This window comes from Streptomyces sp. NPDC088197, from assembly GCF_044741185.1.
Lineage (GTDB): Bacteria > Actinomycetota > Actinomycetes > Streptomycetales > Streptomycetaceae > Actinacidiphila.
Genome location: NZ_JBIUSD010000001.1, coordinates 1 through 21,213 on the forward strand (window position 1 = coordinate 1; position 21,213 = coordinate 21,213).

Sequence of the window (21,213 nt, forward strand, 5' to 3'; positions counted from 1 at the left end):
GGCGGATCTTCCGCAGATCTCGGTGCAGCCCCAACCGCATGACGTCAATCGCCAAGGCCGTCCTCACCCTGGAGCGGCAACGCTGAAGAAGCTCAGTGATGATCCTGTCCGCCTCGTACTCGATCCCGCTCACACGGTTCCTCTCTCCAGCCTCGGGGGATGCTCTTGTCAAATGCCCACGTCGCGGTGGGGATCGCTCACGTCGATCCCCACCGCTCCTCGCCAACCATGCATCGGTCATGACCCGCCCGTCGGCTGATGCGCGCAGCGCAAATAGCCCCTGAACAGGGAAAACAAGCCTCGTGGAGCTGACTCGCCATCAGTGCGCGCTTAGTCTCGCAGGTCAACTGCCCGACCACAAGGGGCAGTTCAACGCGAGCGAGACCGGGGGCACACGGTACCCATCTGTCCGATTCTGTAGAGAATTACTACCTTGACCGCTGGCGCCAACGAAGAACATCGATGTCTACCGTCAATTGACACGCACCAGGTTGTCAAACACGATTATGCTGGGACGCCCGCGTGCTCGCGGTCAACACGTGATCAGGACGGGAGCAAACGCATGGAGAGCGGCGAGGAATTTGGGCCTTGGCTGGCCAGACAGCTACGACGCCTGGGAACCAGCCAGACCGACTTCGCCAAGCGCATCGGGGTGACTCGGGCTGCCGTATCAGCCTGGGTCACCGGCCGCGCCAAGCCCCGAGTGGAGCTTTTCCCCAAGATCGCCGATGAACTCGGTGTCGACGTGGCGATACTCCATCACAGGGATACCGATGCTGTCAGCGCTTTCCCGATCCAGTGGCACCACTCCGTCGCCCGAAGCGACGGGGTCCGGGAGTACGGCGACTCCGCGGCCTTCGCTTCCGATGCGGGACTGGCGATACTTGCCCGTCAAGCCGTGCAGAACAGCTTGGACGAGGGACTGGACAACGGGCGGCCCGTCCGCATGCGTTTCACACTGCAAGAGTTGACGGGCGAGCGGCTCAGATCCTTCTTCGCAGCGCTCAAGTGGGATCAGCTCGAACCGCATTACGAGGAAGCGGCGCGGTCCCGGCGCTGGTCGGGACACGATCCGGCGAGAGCTCTGCGAGAGCTTCGGGACGGGTCTCCCCTGGTGTTGCTGCGCGTGGACGATTACAACACCTCGGGCCTCACCGGGCCGGAGTACGAGGACGGGAGGTATTCCGCCTTCGTACGCCGCCGACTCGCCAGTTATAAGACCACCGACCATGCCGGAGGCTCCTACGGGCTGGGGAAGGCCACACTCTGGGCCGCAAGCCGATTCGGCCTCGTGCTGATCAACAGCACGCTCTCCGTGAGTCATGAGGGTCGCACCGCGCGCCGGGCCGTCGGTCGACTCGATCTACCCTGGCGCACTGTCGACGGCATCGCCTACGCCGGGCCGGCTTGGCTCGGGGAACCGGACACCGAGAAGGAACACGAGGGGACCTCCCGCTCGTGGTGGGCCGACGAGAAGACCGTGGCGGACTTGCACCTGGATCGAAAGGGCGACGAGCCGGGCACGTCCTTGCTGATCGTGGGAGCGTACGACCCCTCGGACGGCAGCGCCGGCTTGAGGGAGATGCACGAGAGTCTCGTCTCGGCGCTGGCCGACGATCACTGGGCGGCGATGACCGGTAGCGGCTCGACTCAGGCACTCCTCGAAGCGTCCGTGTGCTCCCCGCTGAACGGCGAGCTCTACGAGGAGCGGGTCAATCCGTCCGATCGACACCCCGCCCTCGTAGCTGCACTGCGGGCACACCTCGACGGCGAGACCGTGGCCGTGCCGACAACCGGCGATCAGGTCGTCGCCGCAGAGGTGACGCTCCACGTTCCCCCCCCTTCATCCGCAACCGCCGTCGGAAGAGCCGGGTGCCTTTCACACAACGCTCTCCTCCTGGTCGCCCCGGCTGCCGCCTCGGATGAGGGCCACAGCCGCATCGTCCATATGCGTGGTACTCGAACGACCGTCATGACTCGACAGCCCCGCGACTTCCGTGTGGGGTCGGAGCCCTTCCATGCCGTACTGCTCGCAGGCTTCGCCACGGGACAGGTGGACGAGGCGGCACACGCCGCGGAAGTGTTCCTCCGTACCGCCGAGCCCCCCGCACACAACCGATGGGGTCCGACCGAACAACTCGCCGCCGCATACTTCGGCGGCCCTCAAAGGCTTGCGGACTTCACAGCGGGTGTGGACGAGGTGCTGCGTGGAATCATGAGCCGCCGCGCCGCTCACCAGGACGTGACGGGCCAGGAATTGCTTCGGAACCTCCTCCGACTCGACCCTCCCGCGTCCCGTATCCAAGAGACCGCGAGGTATCCGGTCATTGAGCGGACACATGCACGGGTCGAACCTTCAGGTGCTTGGGACCTTGAGATAACCCTCGGCGTCCCGCAACGGGAGAACGCGTGGTCGGTCGTGCCTGTCGCCAAACTCGATGTTCGGTCCGGAGGACGCCCGGCACTCGCATGGGCGGAGCTCCTCGCAGGAGAGAATTGCACCGTCGTTGACGACATGATCCTTGTAGCTCCCGATAGCAGGTCCGCGACGTTCCGGGGAAGGACGGCGGTCACCAACGGTTCGGCCGCAAAGGTTCTGGGCCGTGTGTCCGTTGAGGTTCGTCAGGTTTGGGAGGTTTCGGCGTGAGCACCGATCCCCCATATCCAACCCTCCTCGGGCATGTCGAGGTCAGAGTGCTGAGAGCGACTGTCGATCGTAAGCCGCTCCCCCTCTCCCTGATCTCACAGCACGAGCAAGTCCTCTCTTTCCATCAGGCCGGACGGGACAACTGGCGCGAGGGCGTCATCGAACTCGAGGTCACTCTTCCTCAGGACGAGCTCACTGAGAGTCCATGGACCTCGGTCGGATGCGTCGCCATCCTGACGGAGAGGGCGACGCACACCCGTGTCGTCAGCCGACTCGAACGAGGCACCGGCGAGGGTCCCTGGCGCGGCGAAGTGCGAGTCCTTCGCTTCATGCACCTACGACGGGCCACTCTTGAAGTGAACGTCGTGGGTGGTTACGGAGGAGTCGACGGCCGGATCATCGGCGTGGGCGAGATGCCGTGGTTCGTCGACCTCCTTGAGCCGGCCCCGATCCGTCAACCCGAGATCGATGTCGTCAAGGTGGACTTCCGCGCCGAAGGCCAGGAACGGTTGCGACCGTTCAAAGACGCGCCCTGGCTCATCGATACGGACCCCTATATGCCCCGAGTCCTGCTCAACACCTCCTTCGAGGGCGTCGCTGACCTTCTGGGGGCACCTCGCGGACCTTTGGAGAAGGCCCTTGCCGGCGTTGTGGCATCGCAGATCGCAGGAGAGGCGTGGACGGTGATGTTTCACTGTGCACTCGCGGAGCTGGAATTCGACGAGGACGGCACCCCCCGGCTCCCCGGCGGTTGGAAGGAACCTGTACTTCGGACAATGCTGCCCGACATCCTCTCGGGGCGACCACTCGAGGACGCGCTGTTCGAAGTACACAGCCGTAGGACCGAGGGCCGGGGCTGGGCAGAGCTCCAGCCACGAATCCAGTTCGCTGCCGCGCAGCGTGCCGCGAATTCCAGGAACCTCACGAACGCCATTCGCGCTGTCGCCCGTGCCCAGGAAGGTCGGGCCCGTTGAGCAATCCTCATATCGATACAGTCGACAGGCTCGGTCTGCTCTCTGCCGACGCTGCGGCCAATTTTCTGACGGACGGCATCAGGGCCGGGCGGCAACGCCCTCCGACGATGGCGATCCAGCGTGCGAGCCTGCCGTTGGAGGACCGATCCGCCCGGTGGGAAGCCGCCCCCATACGCGAGATTGTGGATGAGGCGGTGCGGAGATTCAACGCGTCACAAACGGCAGCAGACGCGTGGCTGGCGCCCCGACTCCACGCGACATTGCGCATGACGCGGGCCGAAGCCGCACGCCCGGAGATCTGGAACTTCCTCGCCTTGGCTGTAGCTCCGGACTACGTGGTGTGGCGGCATCTCGACGCAGGTAACACCGCGGGCGGCTCCTCGGGAAAAGTCGACTCCACCCGGTTCATCGGCCCCGACCACCGCCAGGCGTTCTCCCGTCTGTGGTGGGCTGCGGAGATGTTCCGTGACGGGCCGGACTATCGACTGGCGGAGGTCGCTTGCGCGGACGAGAAATTGCTCGAGTTGCTGCTTGGTCTGGATGTCGTCGGACACAAACCGACCGCACTTGCGATCGCCCGGATCGTGCACCGGCTGATCGAGTCGAGCGTCTCACGGACCGATGAGCTGGGCCTAGCGCTTACGTCTGCTGTGAATATAGCCGGAAGCACCTTGATGTACGAGGCGCTTGCCCCCGACGACCTCCCGCTCCAGGACGCGCTGATCGAGTGGATCGACCAGGCGCACGCCGCACCGGCCGTTCCCTGGGACCGTCTTCCCGACGGACCTGACGATGGTGCCGCACGTCGAACCTCGATCGACACCTTGACGACGATGTTTGAAAGGTTCATCGCCTGACTACCCGGCCGGGTAACGATATGATCGCCTGATCGAATTAGGGTAGCCACACAAGAGTCACCATGCCGAGGAAGGACGAGGTGCCGAATGACGGTTGAGCGTCTGATGGAACATGCCCAAAACCTGGACGAAGCACAGATTCAGCTCATGTGCGAAATGTCCGATGCCCTGTTGAAGCCTCACGGCGCCTGGGTGAACCATATGTCGGATTTTGTTTCCGATGAATTCAGCAGCTCAATGTCGAATCGCCTCAAACTGCACCACGCAACGTCGGAGGAAAAATTCAAGAAGGCGCCATTTGAGTACGCATTTGTAGCTGCAGCAAGGTACTCCGGGAAAAAAGCCCACAAGACTCGTTCACAAGTTCACCAGGGGGCGGACGTCGTTGTCGATGACACGAAGTGGTCATTGAAAACGGAAGCGGCAGCAAAAATGAACCCGGAAAACATCGTTATCTCAAAATTTTCCGAGGCTCGTTGGATCCGAGATTGCCGCACTCCCGAGGATTTTGCAAGTGAGTTCGTCCCACGCTTCATGAGGCATTTGAGCGAATACGATCGAGTGATAACCCTGAGAGCCTTCAGTGTACCGAACGAGGATAAAGTCCGCTATCACCTGGTAGAAATCCCTAAAGATTTCTTGTCCCTGGCTGCCACCCTTAAAGCAGAAAATTTCTCTGAAAGAACAAAAGGCGGCGGGAGCTCAGCGTTGGTTCAGGACCATTCGGGTATAGCGTTTCGAGTTGTACTCGACGGCAGCGTCGAGAAGGTAACTCTGACGCGAATCAGGCTCGATCGATGCATACAACATGCAATTTGGACGGTACCCACCATCCCGGATTCATCTCAATAGTTACACCTACGCGACACAAATGAGGTGGGCGCCGGAACCCGCACGCCCACTGCTCAGGCCACGGCGAGATCCAACTGGGTGAGCCTGCCGGAGGAAACGATGTCTCCGGGCCGGAGCGTAGTCCCTGGCAGGATCACTGAGTCGATTTCAGGACGTTCGCCCGTGAGAACCCACTCCGCAACTTTCGCCAGTTGATAGGAGACCATCGGGGGTACGGCGTCACCGATGTGTCGGTACATATTGGAAACCGCTCGCGCCTTGAATTGATAGTTCGCCGGAAAACCTGAGAGCAGTGCCAGCTCGCGCACAGTGCACAGCCGATCCTGCTCCGGATGAGAATAGCGGCCGTTTCCGAAATGTGAGCACTCACGCTTGATGGTTGGCGAAGGGCGGTCCCACCACAGGCGTCCATAGATGTCAGGGTAAGAGCCGAATTTACCAGCAGCGATCGTTTTCTTCATCGCAGGTGTAAGAACTACGTCTGCATCGGGGTGCTTGAGCATGTCCACCCACGAACCGCCATCGTGGGGCATTGCCTCCAAACGACGCCTCGTCACTTCGCTCCCAATGGATGGAGAAACGTGCATTGGGTCATCGGGATGACCCTCTCCTGCCGCAACTCTGGGGAGATGAGAAATAGCACGACGAACCGTCAAAGCCTCCGGCCGGACAGAATCCCCATCCCATAGCTCTTCGAGAGTGTGCAACTCGTGGTCTTGGCGTACTGCAATAACCAAAGCGCGTTCACGTTGCTGCGGGAGGCCGAACCTGGAGAGCATGTGAACGCCATGATGTACCTTGTACCCCATCTCGCTGAGATCAGCGTGAAGGGCGTTGAAGTGATGTCGAAAGTTGCCCTGCACCATTTCTCTGGCGTTCTCCATCACCAGAACCGAAGGAGTCAGCGCGGCCACGAATTCGGCTGTCTTTGCGATCAGCGAATTCCGGGCATCGTCTTCCATGTGGTTCTTCGGATTGGCTCTCGAAAGGCCGGTGCAGGGCGGACATGCGCTCAGCACGTCGAGGCGACGACCTTTGAGACGTTCGTCCAGCAGTCCACGCAATTCGATGCCGGAAAGTGTGGCGATGTCTCGGCCGAAGGGCTCAATACCCATGTTTGCCGCATAAGTGGAGTTGCACTCGAGCGTCCCGCGGCCGCTGCTCGGCTTCCCGACCTGCGCGTCCACGGCGCCCACCATTTCGTAGTCGCCATGGGCATGAAATCCGTAGCTCATACCTCCGGCACCACTGAATAGGTCAGCAAAAGTCCATCGTTGCATGTCTGCGCCTCTCTCTGCCCAGCCGGCACGCCCAGAAAGATCCTAGCGCGCATGTCCTACACATCACGTCAGGCCAGGGGTTTCACCGTGTGATGGCTGGCAGTTGCAGGTGGAGTTGACGGTTTCGCCGGGGCTGGCCCCATGGCATCCGAAGGCCGGGCGCAAGCCACGCCCAGTGACGCGGAGCGCGCGCGACTGCCTCCTGAGCAGTATGTGTCACACCACGACCACCACCGTGTAGACGGGCTCAGCGCAACCTGAAAACTTCGGATCGCCAGGACGAGCTTGGGCCGAGTCGTTCCACACCTGCCCAACGGCGTCCGCTCCCTGTTCGTCGCGATCAGGGCGGATGCCGTGCAAGATCACTGGCATCTCGTGCTCAAAGACCGGTGGAAACCTCTACGGACACCAAAAAAATCCCGGTCGTCGAGGGTCTGGTAAAGCCATACGTCACAGACAACGCCGTTTTCGCGGGCTGTGGATATCAGAGGTTCCAAGCAGAAAGAACCGCTCCACCTACCGCTGAACTCTGCGGCCTCCTCGGAAACAGCTGCAACTTGTTCATCCGACATGATCACACGTCACTCACATTTCTCTGACGCTACGCAAGCGGTCGGGGTGGCTCCGATGGTGAACCACTCGCGGCGGGGGCTGTTGAGTTGGCGCCACTGTTTGTCGGCGGCCTCGGTTGGCGCCGACGGCCGCGCGGGACGACCTGGATTCGGATTGTGGCGCCGTTGGCCGAGTCATTCAGGGTATACGTGGAGGCCAGCTTCCGTTTGCGCATGGGTGCGTATGAGTCCGGGGGCATGTGCAGTTGAGCAAAGAAGGAGAAGGTCCAGTCGTCCAGCGCGCAACCGTAGAGTTCGGTACGCGTTCAGATGCTCGGGGAAGTACGGCAGCACGGGTGCAGGCTTTTTCCGTGCTGTTCCCTGAACGGAATGAACGGCGTGGATGAGTGCAGGATCCTTCGTTCACGTCGAGAGCGTGAAGCATGTCCGCCATGAGACTGGGCGCCGTCGAAGAGGCCGAGGTGGTCTTGGTGCCTCTGATCGCGCAGTGGCGAGAGCGCTGGGTCGCGGATTCGGCGCCGTCGCAGGGTATACGCACCAGTGAAGTTGCTGGCGTCGCGGTTGACGCGGAAATTGCTGCCACGGCCGGTGGTTGCCTCCGGACGGGCAGCAAAAGCCTGAGAGGAGTGCGCGGAGTGTGACCGGCGGCGGGCGAAGCGGCCCGAGTGGCCCCATGCCCGTCGCGTGGGCCGGGGCGGTTAGCCTCGGAGGCAAGGCTTCGGGGTTGGTGCGTGAGGAGGAGGACGGGATGGCTGGGGTTCCGGCGAGTGTGGTGGCGGCGGGCGGGCTGATCGGCGGCTACGGGGTGGCCCGGTGGACGCGGAAGCGGGCCCTTGGGGGCGTCGCCCTCGCGGCGGCGGGCACGCTCGCGGCCCGCGAGTGGCACGCGCGCTCGGGACCGGCGGTCGCCACGACGCTGACCACCGTCTACGTGGCCGCTTTCGCGGGTTCGCACCCTCTCGCCCGCAAGCTCGGCGCCTGGGCCGCCGTCTTCACCGTCGCGGGTGGCGTGGCCGCCGCGTCCTGGGCCGTGACAGGCCGACGCGGCTGAGGCGGCGTGCTTGAACGCGGACGCCGACGCGGGCGCCGCGCCCACGCCGTTGAGGCCCCGCGCTTGAACGGCGACGTGGCCGCCACCCCTGAGACCACGCCCCCGCCGTGACGGGCCCGCGCGGCTGAGAGCCGCGTGTTTGAATGCCGCGCATGGACGACGACGATGTCACGACCGGCGGCGGGGCCGCCGGTTCCGGGTCGGCGCGGATATGGATCGGCGCGATCCCGTCGGTGGATCCGGACGGCGTGGAAGTGATTCTGGACCTCGATCTGGACTCGCCCGACCCGGCGGAGCGGATGATCCGTCTGCTGCTGAACCGGGGACACGAGGGCGAGGAGGGTGTCTTCTATCTGCTGCCGGACGACCTCTCGGCGCGTTATGAGCGGATCGGCGAGCGGTTGGCCGTGACCGTGCTGTCGCACCACGCGGTGCTGGACGCCGATCTGGGCGAGACGGACGAGTTGCGGACGCGCCTCGCCGGGCTGGCCCGCGATCCGCTCGACGCCGACCGTCTGGTGCTGCTGCGGGGCGAGATCGTCACCGACTTCGTGCCGGCGGTCCAGGACGACGGCGCGCAGCCGTTGCTCGTCATCGAGCACACCGATGCCGCCGCCACGCTGGCGGATGTCCTGCGCCAGTTCGACGAGGGCGAGACGGGTATCGCCGTGCTGTCGGCGACGCTGGACCGGAAGGGCCGACCGAGCGAGCCGCATGCCAACGGCCCTGGCGTCGGGGGGGGAGCGCCAGGGCCGTCGGGGTTAACCGGAGGAGCGGTCCCGGGTGGAGCGGGACCGTCCCAGATGGTTCAGACGGCGATGTCGTGGGCGCGGAGCCAGACGGCCGGGTCGATGGGGGCGGCCCCGGCGGCGGGGCGGACCTCCAGGTGGAGGTGGGGGCTGGTGACGTTGCCGGTGGCGCCGACGCGCCCGATGGTGTCGCCGGTGATGACCTCGCCGGAGGTGACGACCATGGTGGAGAGGTGGCAGTACCACAGCTCGGTGCCGTCATCGAGGGTGAGGATCACGCGGTAGCCGTACGAGCCCGCCCACCCGGCCGAGGTGACCGTACCGGTGTGGATGGCGTGCACCGGGGTGCCGGTGGGAGCGGCGAAGTCCTGGCCGGAGTGGGTGTTGGCCCACAGGGAACTGGCCTCGCCGAAGCTGTCGGTGAGCGTGTACGAGGCGAGCGGCTTGAGGTACGAGACCGCGAGGTGGGCCAGGCGCTCGGACTCGGCCTTGGCGGCGGCCTCGGCATCGGCCTTGGCCTGTGCTTCCGCCGCGGCCTTCGCGGCGGCGGCCTGCTCGCGTACCTTCTGCGCGGCGGCCTCGCGGGCGGCCTGCTGGGCCGCCGCCTTCTCGGCCGCCTCGCGCTCGGCCCGCGCGGCGGCGTCCCGCTGCCGCGTGGCCTCGTCGATGATGCGGGCGCGCAGGGCCTCACCGGGGTCGGTGGGCACGGGGGCGGCGGACGGCGCGACGTCGACGGAGGAGGCGGCCACGACGGCGGTCGGAGCCGTGATCGAAACCGGCGCCAAGTCCGTGGCCGGAACCAAGTCCGTGGCCGGAGCCAAGTCGGGGTCCGGAGCCAAGTCTGTTGCCGGAGCCAAGTCCGTGGCCGTATCGGCGGCCGTGCTCACGGAGGTGTCGGGGCCCGACACGTCCCGTACCGCCGCGCCGAAGAAGTCACCGGCCGTGGACAGCGCCGAGACGCCGGGGGAACCGGCGGGCGAGACCCCGGTCGAACTCGGGGGCAGGTCAAGGGAGTCGGGAATTTCCGGCAGGTCCGGGACCGCTATGGGCGCGGGTACGGCGTCGGCCGCGACGGCCACGCCCCCGGCCCCTACGGCGGCCATCGCGGCGACGCCGAGGACGGTCGAGCCACGGGCCACGGAGCCGACGGAGCGCTGGCGCGGAAGCCGGTGACGGTTCGCGCCCTGAACGCCGTACGCCCCGTATCCGCCCTGCGCGCCCACGGCACCGGGGTCGCCCTGGGCCGCGACGTACGCGGCGGCTTCGGCAGTGGCAGAGGCAACAGAAGCAGAAGCAGTGGCTTCGGCAGAGGCGGCGGAATCCCCTGGAGAATTCCAGTCGTCCCACTCGCCGGGGGGATCGGCCGCTGGGGCCGCCGGGGCGGGAGCGTAGGCAGGCTGGTTGGACGCCACGCGGGCGCACTCCTTTCCTTCCTTGTCGCCTACCGGGTTAGCTGACGGGTTCGGAGCAGGAAGGTCTCCTACGGGCCTGGATGCTGCCCGATTCACCCCATTGGACCCCTCCCGTACGCCAGGGTGTGGCGAGCAGGAGGGCGGGTCCCCGGTTCCCGCGGACGGGATTCGGCAAGCGCGCGGTGCCGCCTCTGTGGCGGTGGTGACAACCGCGCTGCGTTATCGAACGTTAATAGAGCCGGGGTCGTTTTCCAAGCCGAATCAAAGAGTTGACGTCGGGAACCAAACGGTCACGGAGTGCGTGATACGGGTAAACCCGGCACCGGATGTGGCCGGGTAGTGATGTGAGTGTGTGTCAGTTGTTATGCACAGGGGGACGGTTCGATTACGTACGGTCAGGGCGCGGCGCCGAATCCGTGTGCACGGCCGTGTACGGCGTCGGCCGACGGCCGGGGTCCGGCAGCCAAGCAACGGGCGGCGACGGGGGCCGCTGCGGTCTCGCCACCGGTGTGGACCTCTGCCAATTCGCGAATCGCTTGGCAGGTCACGCACCCGGACCCCACCATGAGCAGGCCCCGTACATCTGTCATGCACTCGTCCTCTCCATGACGCCCAAGGGAGCTTTTCATGGCACGCCCCAGCGACCCCCAAGTACCCGCGCCGTCAAGCCCGTTGAGCCCGGCCGGTGAATCCGGCCAGGTTGGGCGCGAAGTCGACGCCGCGGGCACGCCCGGAGTTACGTCCACGGGTACGTCCGGGGTCGTGTCCGGGGTCCCGGTCCCGTCCGGGGTCCCGGTCCCGTCCGGGGTCGTCTCCGGCGCCGAACCCACCGGCTCACCCGGGCGCATACCCGGCACCCCCGCCGGGGTCCCGCTCGCGGCGGAGACGCCCACCCGGCGCTCGCTGCTGCGCGGCACCCTCGCCTTCGGGGCCGCCGTCACCGTCGGCGTCACGGCGGACCTGACGTCCGGGATCGGCCGCGCGTCGGCCGCCACCGTGGACTACCCGTCGGCCTCCTGGACCCCGGCCAGTTCCGGCAACTACACGGCGTCCAACCGCACTTCGACCTACCCGATCAACCTCGTGGTGATCCACGTCACCCAGGAGTCCTTCACCGACACCATCAGCCTCTTCCAGGACCCCTCCCACGCGGCGGCGGCCCACTACGTCGTCCGCTCGGGCGACGGCGCCATCGCCCAGTGCGTCCGCGAGCGCGATGTCGCCTGGCACGCGGGCAACTGGGACTACAACACCCGCAGCATCGGCATCGAGCACGAGGGCTGGGTCGACCAGCCCGCCTACTTCACCACCGCGATGTACCACTCCTCGGCCGCCCTCACCGCCGAGATCTGCGACAAGTACGGCATCCCCAAGGACCGCGACCACATCATCGGCCACGTCCAGGTCCCCGGCACCGACCACACCGACCCCGGACCCAACTGGGACTGGGTCCGCTACATCCGCCTGGTCAACGGCACCTGACGCCTCCGGCGCGGAATCGGCGCGGATTCGGGGGACGGTGCCCGAGCGCACGGCGGCCTTCACCTCGTGGACGTGGCCGCGTCCAGGGGAGGCAGGAGGTCGCCGTGGTGGAGGCGGAGGAGCCGGTCGTGGGCGGGGGTGAAGAGCGCGCGGCCGGTGTCCGGCGGTACGTCGCCGGGGGCGGCCAGCGGTGGGAGTGCGGTGGCCGGGAGGGACGTGTGGCCCGTCGCGCGCAGGAGGCGGGCGAGTGCCTCTTCGCGCGCGGGGCCCGCGAGTTCCTCGTCGGTGATCACGCAGACCGCCGGGTGGCGGAGGAGCCACTGGCTCCGGCGGGCCTCGTGCATGCCGGGGAAGCCGGGGTCGGTCAGCGCGAGGGTGATGCGGGCGTCCAGGGTCGGCAGGGCGGTGAGGATGCCGCGGTAGACGAGGTGTTCCGGCAGGGAGCCCACCTGGCCCTCGGGCCGGGTGAGGGCGCGGATCTGGCTGATGATCCGGTCGCGGATGTCCCGGTGGTGGAAGACGATCGGCGGCCGTCCGCCGGAGTGCCAGACGCGCAGAAGGTCGGCGTCGGCCCGGCGCAGGTCCAGGCCGGTGACGTACCAACAGCCCCTGCCCGGCAGCAGATCGAGCAGTTCGGCGGCGGGCAGCCGGGCCAGCCGGGCTTCGGCGCCGGGGTCCACGGGTGAGCCGTGCGTGACCGGCTGGCCCAGGCGCGTCCACCACACCCGCCACAGGGCGCTGACCGCCTCGTGAAAAGCGGGCTCCGCATTCGGGTTCGGACTCGGATTCGGGTTCAGCAGGCGGGCGGCCCTCTCGGGACCGTAGGCGGCCGTGAGCAGCGAATACACCTCGCCAGGACCGGGCTGCCGCGGCCCGGCCGACTGATCTCCGCTCATCGTGCCGAGCGAGGCATACCCGAGCGCGCCGGTGATCCCGGCCACCACCGGCGTCCCACTGCCCGGCAAAGACACGACGATCAAGTGGGCAGCGGACATGTAACTCTCCGAAGAAGTCGGGGCGGGCCGGGCTTGATGCCCGGCGATGAGCGCGGCACGGTGGGGGTACGTGGGCGCGTGGCGCTCACGGCCACGGGGCCCGGTCGCGGGTCCGTGACCACGCGTGCGGGGTCCACCGGTACGTCGGGCGCACCGACGTACGTGGCGCGTGGTGCACGCGGGTGCGCGGCCAAACGGTGGGTCGCCACCCTGGGCGTGGCGCACACGCACGCGTAAGGCCACCGGGACACGGCCAGGCGTGCGGGGCACGGGGACGCGCAGGGCGAGGGGCGGTCGGCCGCGGGGGCGGACGGGACGGCCACGGACGGCGCGGGGGTACGCGGTCGGCGGTGTGGCGGTCACGCCGGAGTATGTGGCGGTCGGCGGTCGGCCGCCGGGTCAACGGAGTCGACCGGGCCGCCCGGCGTAAGGAGAAGGTCTTCGTATACGTGGTGGCGGCGGGCCGTGACGCGGTCGTGGAGCAGGGCGGCGGCGCGGGCGGGTTCTCCGGCGTCCGCGAGGGCGCGGGCGAGGGTGTCGTGGATGATCTCGCGCTCCACGCGCACCCCGCCGATCCGGTCCGCCGCCTCGCCCAGGTCGGTGAGGAGGTCGGCCGCTGCCCGGGGGCGGCCCGCGGTGATCTCCGCCAACGCCCGTACCACCGGGGCCAGTACGTCGCGGAACTCTGTGCGCGGGTCGGCGGCGGCGCGGCGGGCCAGGGCGTGCAGGTCGTCGGTCGCGGCCTCCACGGCCAGGGCGAGGGCGAGGTTGAAGGTGTGGAAGACCTCCGCCATGCCGCCCGGTCCGGCCAGCAACTCCCGTACGTGCGCGGGGTCGTTGCGCCCGGCCGGTTCCTGTCCGGCCAGCAGCAGGCGCCAGTTGGTCGCGGCCCGCATGCCGACGTCGGACCTGGACAGGGCCGCGTCCGCGCGGCGACGGGCGTCGGCGAAGTCGCCGCAGGCGATGGAGTGGAGCGCGGCGTGCCAGGTGAGATGGCGCGACTGCACCGCGCGCGGGTCCGCCGCGAGCCACGCGTCGAGGAATTCCGTGCCCGCCCGCCCGGTGCCCAACTCGTGCTCGGCGTGGGCGAGGGCGTGGGCGGCGACGCCCGAGCGCGGGCAGATTTCCAGGGCGCGTACCGCGAGCCGGTGGGCGTCGCGTACCCGCCCCTGCTCGGCGCGGGCGGCGGCCAGCCAGCTCGTCCAGGGCCAGTTGGCGGGGCCCGCGAGGGCGGCCTGTTCCTCGACGAGGGCTTCGCCCCGCGCGCGACCGGCCGGGTCCGCGTCCGCGGCGAAGGCGCCGAGCATGAGCCCGGCGACCTCGTCGGCCGGCCACCGGGCGAAGTGCGCCACCAGGTGGTCCGCGGTGAGCGCGTACTGCCGGTGCGTGAAGAGGAACACGCCGTACACCACGCTCGCCTGGCGCTCGCCGGCCGCCTGCGCGTCGCGGTACGCGACGGCCAACTCCGCCTTCAGCTCCGCGTCGCCGAGACCGTCGCCGGTCGCCAGGGTGAGCAGCGCACGGGCCAGGCCGCAGTCCGGTTCCGAGGCCGCCCACCGGCGGAGCGACGGCAGCGCCTGCCCGCTGAGGGCGAGCAGTTCGGCCACCGCCCGGTCGCCGGGCGCGGCACTCGCGGCCACACCCGTACCGACACCCGGCGCAGCGCACGTACCCGCGCCCGTACCAACGCCCGCCACCGTAACCACCGTTGTGCCCGCCGTTGCCGTCATCCGACCGGCCGCCGCTCGCCGCTCCGCCGCTCCCGCCCGGGTCAGACGGACGACATGAAGACGGCGGTGCAGACGATCCCGCTGCCGCCGCAGTGGTTGCGCGGCAGGCTGAGCGGCAGACCGGTCTGGTTGCCGCCGCCCACCCCGCTGCCCGCGACCGTCGCGCCCGCCGACCGTACGCCGTGGTCCTGGTTGACGCAGGCGTTGCCGAACACCGCGTCGCCGACCCCGAGGACGCTCGCGTGCGCGACACCGGCCGGGAGCAGCGCCGCTCCCGCGACCGCGCCCAGCACGGCGGCCCGCGCGCCCAGCTTGCCCACGCCGCCGACCATGTCCCGCACCTCTGCGCCCATCACGTTCCTCCTTGGTCTGGGACCGAGTCCCGCCGCTGACACCGACCATGCCCACCGCATATTCGCGGGGCCACGCCCTGGTCAACGAGCCACCGCCGGAACTGACACGCAGCGGCGGCGATCACGGAACACCCCGAAGGACGCTCGTCGGGCCCCGGCGGCGCGGGCCCGAAATCCAGCGGGCCAACGGCTCAGCGGCTCAACGGCTCAGCGCCCTAGCGGCTCAGCGGCTCAGCGGCTCAACGTGATGACCGGAATCGTGCGCCCCGCACGCTGCTGGAAGTCCGCGAAGAACGGCGCCGCGCGCAACTGCTGCGCCCAGAGCCGGTCGCGCTCCGCGCCCTCGGTGATGGTGGCCGTGACGTCGAAGGACTCGGTGCCGACCTCGACGTGGGCGGCGGGGTCGGCGCGGAGGTTGTAGAACCAGTTGGGGTGAGTGGGGCGGCCCCCGTTGGCGGCGAAGACGACGAGGTCCGGGCCGTCCGTGGCGTAGGCCATCGGGGAGGTGAGGCGGCGGCCGGTACGGGCGCCGGTGGTGGTGAGGAGCAGCAGAGGGAGACCTCCGCCGCCCAACTGCCCTCCATTGGCGCGGAATTGGTCAATGATTAACTGATTGCGCTCGACTCGCTCTGACACCGGCCCGGTCCTCCAGGATGTCGCCGACGCCCCCGTTGGGCGTTACGCCGGGTCCGAACCTACCCGCACGGACACGTCCGCCGTGGGCCGTACGGCCGACGGCCTCGTATCGGCTACGACCAGGTGTCCGCGTCGCCGCCGACCCACTGGATCAGGTCGGTCTCCTCGACCTCTATGTCGTCCAGACCGGCGCGGCGGAGGAATTCGACGAGGTCGGCTATGCGGTGGGCGCGGCCCACGTCGGTGCCGCGGATGGTGACCCGCCGCCCGCCGCCGGGGCCCGGCGGGTGCACGGTGATCGGCGGAGTGTCCATGACACCAGCCTGCCCCGCCTGCCCCGGGTCCGCACCCCGGATCAGCCGCGACCCGACCGGCCGGACCCGCCGCCCGACCCCGGACCCGGCTCCCGCCCCGATTCCAAGCCCGATTCCAGACCCGATTCCGCGCCCGGTTCCGCGCCCGATTCCGGTCCCGGCTCCCGCCCCGCGCCCCCTGCGGCCTCGGCCGCCAGTCCGTCCAGCACCGGCAGCCCCGCGACCAGCAGCCCCCTGCCGTACGACCGCCGCCCGCCCGCCTCCAGCAGGCGCCACAGGCCGGGGTTGGCCGCGAGCACGCGCGGGTCGAAGGCGGCGCGCCCGCCCCCGGCGTCGATGAGGACGAGCCGGGGGGTGCGGCCGGGGAAGAGGTGGATACGGACCAGGCGGTCGGTACGGACGCGGTGGCCGCGCAGCACGCCCCGCACCCGGAGCCAGCCGTCACCCGCCGTGACCAGGGGCGGACACAGCGCCCCGAAGACGGCGGCGGCCAGCGCGGTCCAGAACGCGGCCCGTACGGGGTCGAGGGTGCCCAGCGCCCAGTCCGCCGCGGTCAGCGCGGCGAGCAGGCCGCCCGCCACCCCGAGGGCGACCCGGAATCCGGCACGCCACCCGTGGTCGTACGCCGTCGCGGGCCGATGGACGCGCACCTGACCGGGCAGCCGCCCGTACGCGGATACGTGCGCTGATACGTGCGCGGCGCCGCGCGGGCGCGGGCGTCCGTACGCCGAACCGGGCCCGTACCCGGCCGCGGGCCCGTACCCGTGCCCGGCCGCGGGCGCGTGCCCGGCCGACACCGGGGAAGCCCCCGACCGTGCCGTCTCGACCGTCTCGCCGTATCCCATGTCTCCGACGCTACGGGCGCCCGGCGGCCCCGTACCGACCGCTGACGTGGCCCTGACGCCCCCGCCCGTGGTCTTGACGCGACCCTGACGCCACGCCGCCGCGCCCCCCGCGGCCCCGACGCCAGCCCGCCGCGCCCACACGACCGCGACCCCGCGACCCCGCGACCCCGACGCCAGCCCGCCGCCGCCGCTCACCCGGCTGCCGTAATCGTCCGCGCGCCGCCCCGCTGACCTGCGGCGCGGCCGTACGCCCCGGCAGAGCCCGGCAGGACACGGCCTGCGCCGTCAAGACGGTGTCAACGTGGCCGTCCGCCGCGCCAGGGAAGCGTTAACAGCGCCGGACGGGGCCCGGTCAGGCCGTCTCATGAGCGATGTCCTTCCGTTCACCTCTCCACACGATCCGGGGTTCTCGCCCATGTCCGATGTTGTCTTCGTCCTCGTGACGGTCGCGGTGTTCGCCGTGCTCGCCCTGGTGGTCAAGGGGGTCGAGAAGCTGTGAGCGCCGAGAACGTCGTCGGCCTCGTCGTGGCTGCCTGCCTGCTCGTCTACCTCGTGCTGGCCCTGATCTTCCCGGAGAAGTTCTAGTGAACGACACTCTCGCGGGCTGGCTCCAGATCACCGTCCTGATCGCGGCACTGGCGCTGTCCTACCGCCCGCTGGGCGACTACATCGCCCGCATCCTCACCACCGCCAAGCACCTGCGCGTCGAGCGCGGCATCTACCGGCTCGGCGGCGTCGACGGCGACGCGGACCAGAAGTGGTCGGCGTATCTGCGGGGCGTGCTGGCGTTCTCCGTGGTGTCCGTGCTCTTCCTCTACGCCTTCCAGCGGCTTCAGAACCACCTGTTGCTGTCGCTGGGCTTCGCGCCGGTCAAGGCCGACCAGGCGTTCAACACGGCCGCCTCGTTCGTGACGAACACCAACTGGCAGTCGTACTCGGGCGAGGTGACGATGGGTCACCTGGTCCAGATGACGGGTCTGGCGGTGCAGAACTTCGTGTCGGCCGCCGTCGGCATCGCCGTGGTCGCCGCCCTCATCCGCGGCTTCACGCGCCGCAGGACTGACCGGGTCGGCAACTTCTGGGTGGACCTGACGCGGATCGTCGTACGGCTGCTGGTGCCGATGGCGTTCGTCTTCGCGATCGTGCTGGTCGCGGCGGGCGCGGTGCAGAATCTGCACGGCGTCCACGAGATCACCACACTGATCGGCGACAAGCAGTCGATCACCGGCGGTCCTGTGGCCTCGCAGGAGGTCATCAAGGAACTGGGCACCAACGGCGGCGGGTTCTACAACGCCAACTCCGCCCACCCCTTCGAGAACCCCAACGGGATCTCCAACATCCTGGAGATCTACCTGCTGTTGGTGATCTCCTTCTCGCTGCCGCGCACCTTCGGCAAGATGGTCGGCGACCACCGCCAGGGGTACGCGATCCTCGCCGTGATGGGTCTGATCTGGGCCGCGTCGGTGGCGCTCATCACCGTCAACGAGCTGCACAGCGTGAGCAGTTCGGCCGGTCACGCGGCGGGCGGGATGATGGAGGGCAAGGAACAGCGGTTCGGGATCTGGGCGTCGACGCTCTTCGCGGCCTCGACCACGCTGACCTCGACCGGCGCCGTCAACTCCTTCCACGACTCGTTCTCGCCGGGCGGCGGCGGCATGACGATCTTCAACATGATGCTCGGCGAGATCGCGCCCGGCGGTACCGGCTCCGGTCTCTACGGCATCCTGATCCTCGCGGTCATCGCGGTGTTCGTGGCCGGGCTGATGGTCGGCCGCACACCGGAGTACCTGGGCAAGAAGCTCGGCGCGCGCGAGATGAAATTCGCGTCGCTGTACATCCTGGCCACGCCCGCGGTCGTCCTGATCGGCACCGGTACGGCGATGGCGCTGCCCGGCGAGCGCGCCGCGATGCTCAACTCCGGTCCGCACGGCTTCTCCGAGGTGCTGTACGCCTTCACCTCGGCCGCCAACAACAACGGCTCGGCGTTCGCGGGCCTCAGCGTCAACACCGAGTGGTACAACACCGCGCTCGGTCTGGCGATGCTCTTCGGCCGCTTCCTGCCGATGATCTTCGTGCTGGCGCTGGCCGGTTCGCTCGCCGGACAGCAACCGGTGCCCGTCACCGCGGGCACGCTGCCCACCCATCGGCCGCAGTTCGTCGGCCTGCTCACGGCCGTGATCATCGTGGTCGTCGGCCTCACCTACTTCCCCGCACTCTCGCTGGGCCCGCTCGCGGAAGGTCTGCACTGATGTCCGTCACCACTGACAGGCCGCCGTCCCCCTCGGGGGGCCACGGCGCCGCGGCGGCGCAGCCGTCGCACCGGATCTCCGGCGGGCTGCTCGATCCCAAGCAGTTGCTGATCTCGCTGCCCGACGCGTGCCGCAAGCTCGACCCGCGCGTCATGGCCAGGAACCCGGTCATGTTCGTGGTCGAGGCGGGCGCGGTGCTGACCACGCTCTCCGCGATCAAGGACCCGAGCATCTTCGCCTGGGTGATCACCGCGTGGCTCTGGCTGACCGCCGTCTTCGCCAATCTGGCGGAGGCCGTCGCCGAGGGCCGCGGCAAGGCGCAGGCGGAGACGCTGCGGCGTACGAAGACCGAGACGGTGGCGCGTCGGCTGGCCAACTGGAGTCACGGGCAGTCCACTTCCGCCGCGGGGTCCGCGGGGGCGGTCGCCGAGGAGCCCGTGCCCGCCGCCGAACTCCGGCTCGGCGACCACGTGGTGGTCGAGGCCGGGCAGATCATCCCCGGCGACGGTGACGTCGTCGAGGGCATCGCGTCGGTGGACGAGTCCGCGATCACCGGTGAATCGGCGCCCGTCATCCGGGAGTCGGGCGGTGACCGGTCGGCGGTGACGGGCGGCACCCGCGTGCTGTCCGACCGTATCGTCGTCAAGATCACCTCCAAGCCGGGCGAGACGTTCATCGACCGGATGATCGCCCTGGTCGAGGGCGCGTCACGGCAGAAGACGCCGAACGAGATCGCGCTGAACATCCTGCTGGCCTCACTGACCGTCGTGTTCCTGCTGGCCGTCGTCACGCTCCAGCCGATGGCGATCTACGCGGGCGCCGAGCAGTCCATCGTGATCCTCGTCGCGCTGGTCGTGGCGCTCATCCCGACCACCATCGGGGCGCTGCTGTCGGCGATCGGCATCGCGGGCATGGACCGGCTGGTGCAGCGCAATGTGCTGGCCATGTCGGGCAGGGCCGTCGAGGCGGCGGGCGACGTCAACACCCTGCTGCTCGACAAGACCGGCACCATCACCCTCGGCAACCGGCAGGCCGCCGAGTTCCTGCCGCTGGGCGGCGCCGACATCGGCCGGCTGGCCGACGCGGCGCAGCTCTCGTCGCTGTCGGACGAGACGCCCGAGGGACGGTCCGTCGTGGTGCTCGCCAAGGAGCGGTACGCGCTGCGCGCGCGGGCCGAAGGGGAGCTGCCGCACGCGGAGTTCGTGCCGTTCACGGCGCAGACCCGGATGAGCGGCGTCGACCTCGTCGAGGACGGCGGCCAGCGGTCGCTGCGCAAGGGCGCGGCCTCCGCCGTCATCCGGTGGATCCGCGACGCGGGCGGACAGCCGAGCCCCGAGGTCGGCGAGATCGTGGACGGCATCTCGGCGAGCGGCGGCACACCGCTGGTCGTCGGCGAGATCGTGCGCCGCGACGGCGGGACGACCGCGACCGTGCTCGGCGTGATCCACCTCAAGGACGTCGTCAAGGCCGGGATGCGCGAACGCTTCGCGGAGCTGCGGACGATGGGCATCCGCACGGTGATGATCACCGGCGACAACCCGATGACGGCCAAGGCCATCGCGGAGGAGGCGGGCGTGGACGACTTCCTCGCCGAGGCCACCCCCGAGGACAAGATGGCGCTCATCAAGCGGGAGCAGGCGGGCGGCAAGCTCGTCGCGATGACCGGCGACGGTACGAACGACGCGCCCGCGCTCGCGCAGGCCGACGTCGGCGTGGCCATGAACACCGGCACCTCGGCCGCCAAGGAGGCCGGGAACATGGTGGACCTGGACTCCAACCCGACCAAGCTGATCGAGATCGTCGAGATCGGCAAGCAACTGCTCATCACCCGTGGCGCGTTGACGACCTTCTCGATCGCCAACGACGTGGCGAAGTACTTCGCGATCATCCCCGCGATGTTCACCGTCGCCTATCCGGGCCTGGACAAGCTCAACGTCATGGGCCTGCACAGCCCGCAGTCGGCCATCGCCTCCGCGATCATCTTCAACGCGCTGATCATCGTCGCGCTGATCCCGCTCGCGCTGCGCGGTGTCCGCTACCGGCCGTCGTCCGCCGCCGCCCTGCTCAACCGCAACATCTGGGTCTACGGACTCGGCGGCCTCGCCCTGCCGTTCATCGGCATCAAACTCATCGACCTGATCATCCAGTTCATCCCCGGACTGCGCTGACCGCCGCCTCCGGGCGAGCGACACCTCTTCACGAAAGGAAGGTGCGA

18 protein-coding genes, 1 pseudogene and 1 riboswitch are annotated in these 21,213 nt (G+C 68.7%); of the genes and pseudogenes, 11 read left to right on the forward strand and 8 right to left on the reverse strand.

From position 1 onward, the window contains the following. From ACIOC1_RS00005 to ACIOC1_RS00025, 5 genes and pseudogenes are all read left to right on the forward strand, one after another. Positions 1-86, forward strand: a pseudogene (locus ACIOC1_RS00005) (IS5/IS1182 family transposase); the annotation flags it as partial. 476 nt (positions 87-562) lie between these two features. Next, complete coding sequence (locus tag ACIOC1_RS00010) at positions 563-2,647, forward strand: helix-turn-helix transcriptional regulator (protein ID WP_401850595.1); 2,085 nt, start codon at positions 563-565, stop codon at positions 2,645-2,647. Continuing rightward, positions 2,644-3,621, forward strand: a complete 978-nt coding sequence (locus ACIOC1_RS00015) for a hypothetical protein (protein WP_401716832.1) — start codon at positions 2,644-2,646, stop codon at positions 3,619-3,621. The genes ACIOC1_RS00010 and ACIOC1_RS00015 overlap by 4 nt, the downstream gene beginning before the upstream one ends. After that, positions 3,618-4,478 carry a DUF6339 family protein gene (locus ACIOC1_RS00020; protein WP_401850598.1) on the forward strand — a complete coding sequence of 287 codons (861 nt, stop codon included), beginning with the start codon at positions 3,618-3,620 and terminating at the stop codon, positions 4,476-4,478. The genes ACIOC1_RS00015 and ACIOC1_RS00020 overlap by 4 nt, the downstream gene beginning before the upstream one ends. Before the next feature lie 87 nt (positions 4,479-4,565). After that, positions 4,566-5,330 carry a hypothetical protein gene (locus ACIOC1_RS00025; RefSeq protein WP_401850600.1) on the forward strand — a complete coding sequence of 255 codons (765 nt, stop codon included), beginning with the start codon at positions 4,566-4,568 and terminating at the stop codon, positions 5,328-5,330. Positions 5,331-5,383: 53 nt separating this feature from the next. Here ACIOC1_RS00025 and ACIOC1_RS00030 read toward each other — a convergent pair whose 3' ends face one another. Beyond that, on the reverse strand, positions 5,384-6,610 hold the full coding sequence (locus ACIOC1_RS00030) for a DNA cytosine methyltransferase (protein ID WP_401850603.1): 1,227 nt from the start codon (positions 6,608-6,610) through the stop codon (positions 5,384-5,386). Between the two features lie 1,320 nt (positions 6,611-7,930). On the opposite strand from ACIOC1_RS00030, the gene ACIOC1_RS00035 reads away from it, so the two are divergent. Then, entirely contained in the window at positions 7,931-8,233 is a 303-nt protein-coding gene (locus ACIOC1_RS00035; protein WP_401850606.1) for a hypothetical protein, read from the forward strand. A gap of 808 nt (positions 8,234-9,041) precedes the next feature. Here the strand turns inward: ACIOC1_RS00035 and ACIOC1_RS00040 are convergent. After that, on the reverse strand, positions 9,042-10,394 hold the full coding sequence (locus tag ACIOC1_RS00040; protein ID WP_401850609.1) for a peptidoglycan DD-metalloendopeptidase family protein: 1,353 nt from the start codon (positions 10,392-10,394) through the stop codon (positions 9,042-9,044). An 11-nt stretch (positions 10,395-10,405) separates the two neighbouring features. Then, positions 10,406-10,578: riboswitch (cyclic di-AMP (ydaO/yuaA leader) on the reverse strand. Positions 10,579-11,240: 662 nt separating this feature from the next. Between ACIOC1_RS00040 and ACIOC1_RS00045 the strand changes: the two genes are divergently transcribed. Then, positions 11,241-11,876 (forward strand): N-acetylmuramoyl-L-alanine amidase, encoded by a 636-nt coding sequence (locus ACIOC1_RS00045; protein WP_355336434.1) that lies wholly within the window; start codon positions 11,241-11,243, stop codon positions 11,874-11,876. A gap of 59 nt (positions 11,877-11,935) precedes the next feature. On the opposite strand, the gene ACIOC1_RS00050 is transcribed toward ACIOC1_RS00045, so the two are convergent. From ACIOC1_RS00050 to ACIOC1_RS00075, 6 genes are all read right to left on the reverse strand, one after another. Next, the gene (locus tag ACIOC1_RS00050) at positions 11,936-12,871 is read right to left on the reverse strand and encodes a hypothetical protein (protein WP_401850612.1); all 936 of its coding nucleotides are present in this window, start codon (positions 12,869-12,871) and stop codon (positions 11,936-11,938) included. 359 nt (positions 12,872-13,230) lie between these two features. Then, positions 13,231-14,511 (reverse strand): hypothetical protein, encoded by a 1,281-nt coding sequence (locus tag ACIOC1_RS00055; RefSeq protein ID WP_401850614.1) that lies wholly within the window; start codon positions 14,509-14,511, stop codon positions 13,231-13,233. A 131-nt stretch (positions 14,512-14,642) separates the two neighbouring features. Further along, positions 14,643-14,954 (reverse strand): hypothetical protein, encoded by a 312-nt coding sequence (locus tag ACIOC1_RS00060; RefSeq protein ID WP_355336251.1) that lies wholly within the window; start codon positions 14,952-14,954, stop codon positions 14,643-14,645. A gap of 231 nt (positions 14,955-15,185) precedes the next feature. Beyond that, entirely contained in the window at positions 15,186-15,590 is a 405-nt protein-coding gene (locus ACIOC1_RS00065; RefSeq protein WP_391042774.1) for a nitroreductase/quinone reductase family protein, read from the reverse strand. Positions 15,591-15,703: 113 nt separating this feature from the next. Then, positions 15,704-15,904 carry a hypothetical protein gene (locus ACIOC1_RS00070; RefSeq protein ID WP_355336247.1) on the reverse strand — a complete coding sequence of 67 codons (201 nt, stop codon included), beginning with the start codon at positions 15,902-15,904 and terminating at the stop codon, positions 15,704-15,706. A 41-nt stretch (positions 15,905-15,945) separates the two neighbouring features. After that, positions 15,946-16,749, reverse strand: coding sequence for a hypothetical protein (locus ACIOC1_RS00075; RefSeq protein WP_401850619.1), 804 nt, complete (start codon positions 16,747-16,749; stop codon positions 15,946-15,948). A 364-nt stretch (positions 16,750-17,113) separates the two neighbouring features. Here ACIOC1_RS00075 and ACIOC1_RS00080 point away from each other — a divergent pair, with 364 nt between their 5' ends. Genes ACIOC1_RS00080 through kdpB form a run of 4 tightly spaced genes read left to right on the forward strand, consistent with a single transcriptional unit; the run spans position 17,114 to position 21,166 of the window. Further along, complete coding sequence (locus ACIOC1_RS00080) at positions 17,114-17,248, forward strand: hypothetical protein (RefSeq protein WP_355336243.1); 135 nt, start codon at positions 17,114-17,116, stop codon at positions 17,246-17,248. Beyond that, positions 17,245-17,334, forward strand: a complete 90-nt coding sequence (gene kdpF / locus ACIOC1_RS00085; protein WP_188283652.1) for a K(+)-transporting ATPase subunit F — start codon at positions 17,245-17,247, stop codon at positions 17,332-17,334. Before ACIOC1_RS00080 ends, kdpF begins: the two co-directional genes overlap by 4 nt. Next, positions 17,334-18,998 (forward strand): potassium-transporting ATPase subunit KdpA, encoded by a 1,665-nt coding sequence (kdpA, locus tag ACIOC1_RS00090; RefSeq protein ID WP_355336241.1) that lies wholly within the window; start codon positions 17,334-17,336, stop codon positions 18,996-18,998. The genes kdpF and kdpA overlap by 1 nt, the downstream gene beginning before the upstream one ends. Next, positions 18,998-21,166, forward strand: coding sequence for a potassium-transporting ATPase subunit KdpB (gene kdpB, locus ACIOC1_RS00095; protein ID WP_401850623.1), 2,169 nt, complete (start codon positions 18,998-19,000; stop codon positions 21,164-21,166). The genes kdpA and kdpB overlap by 1 nt, the downstream gene beginning before the upstream one ends. Positions 21,167-21,213: the final 47 nt, after the last annotated feature.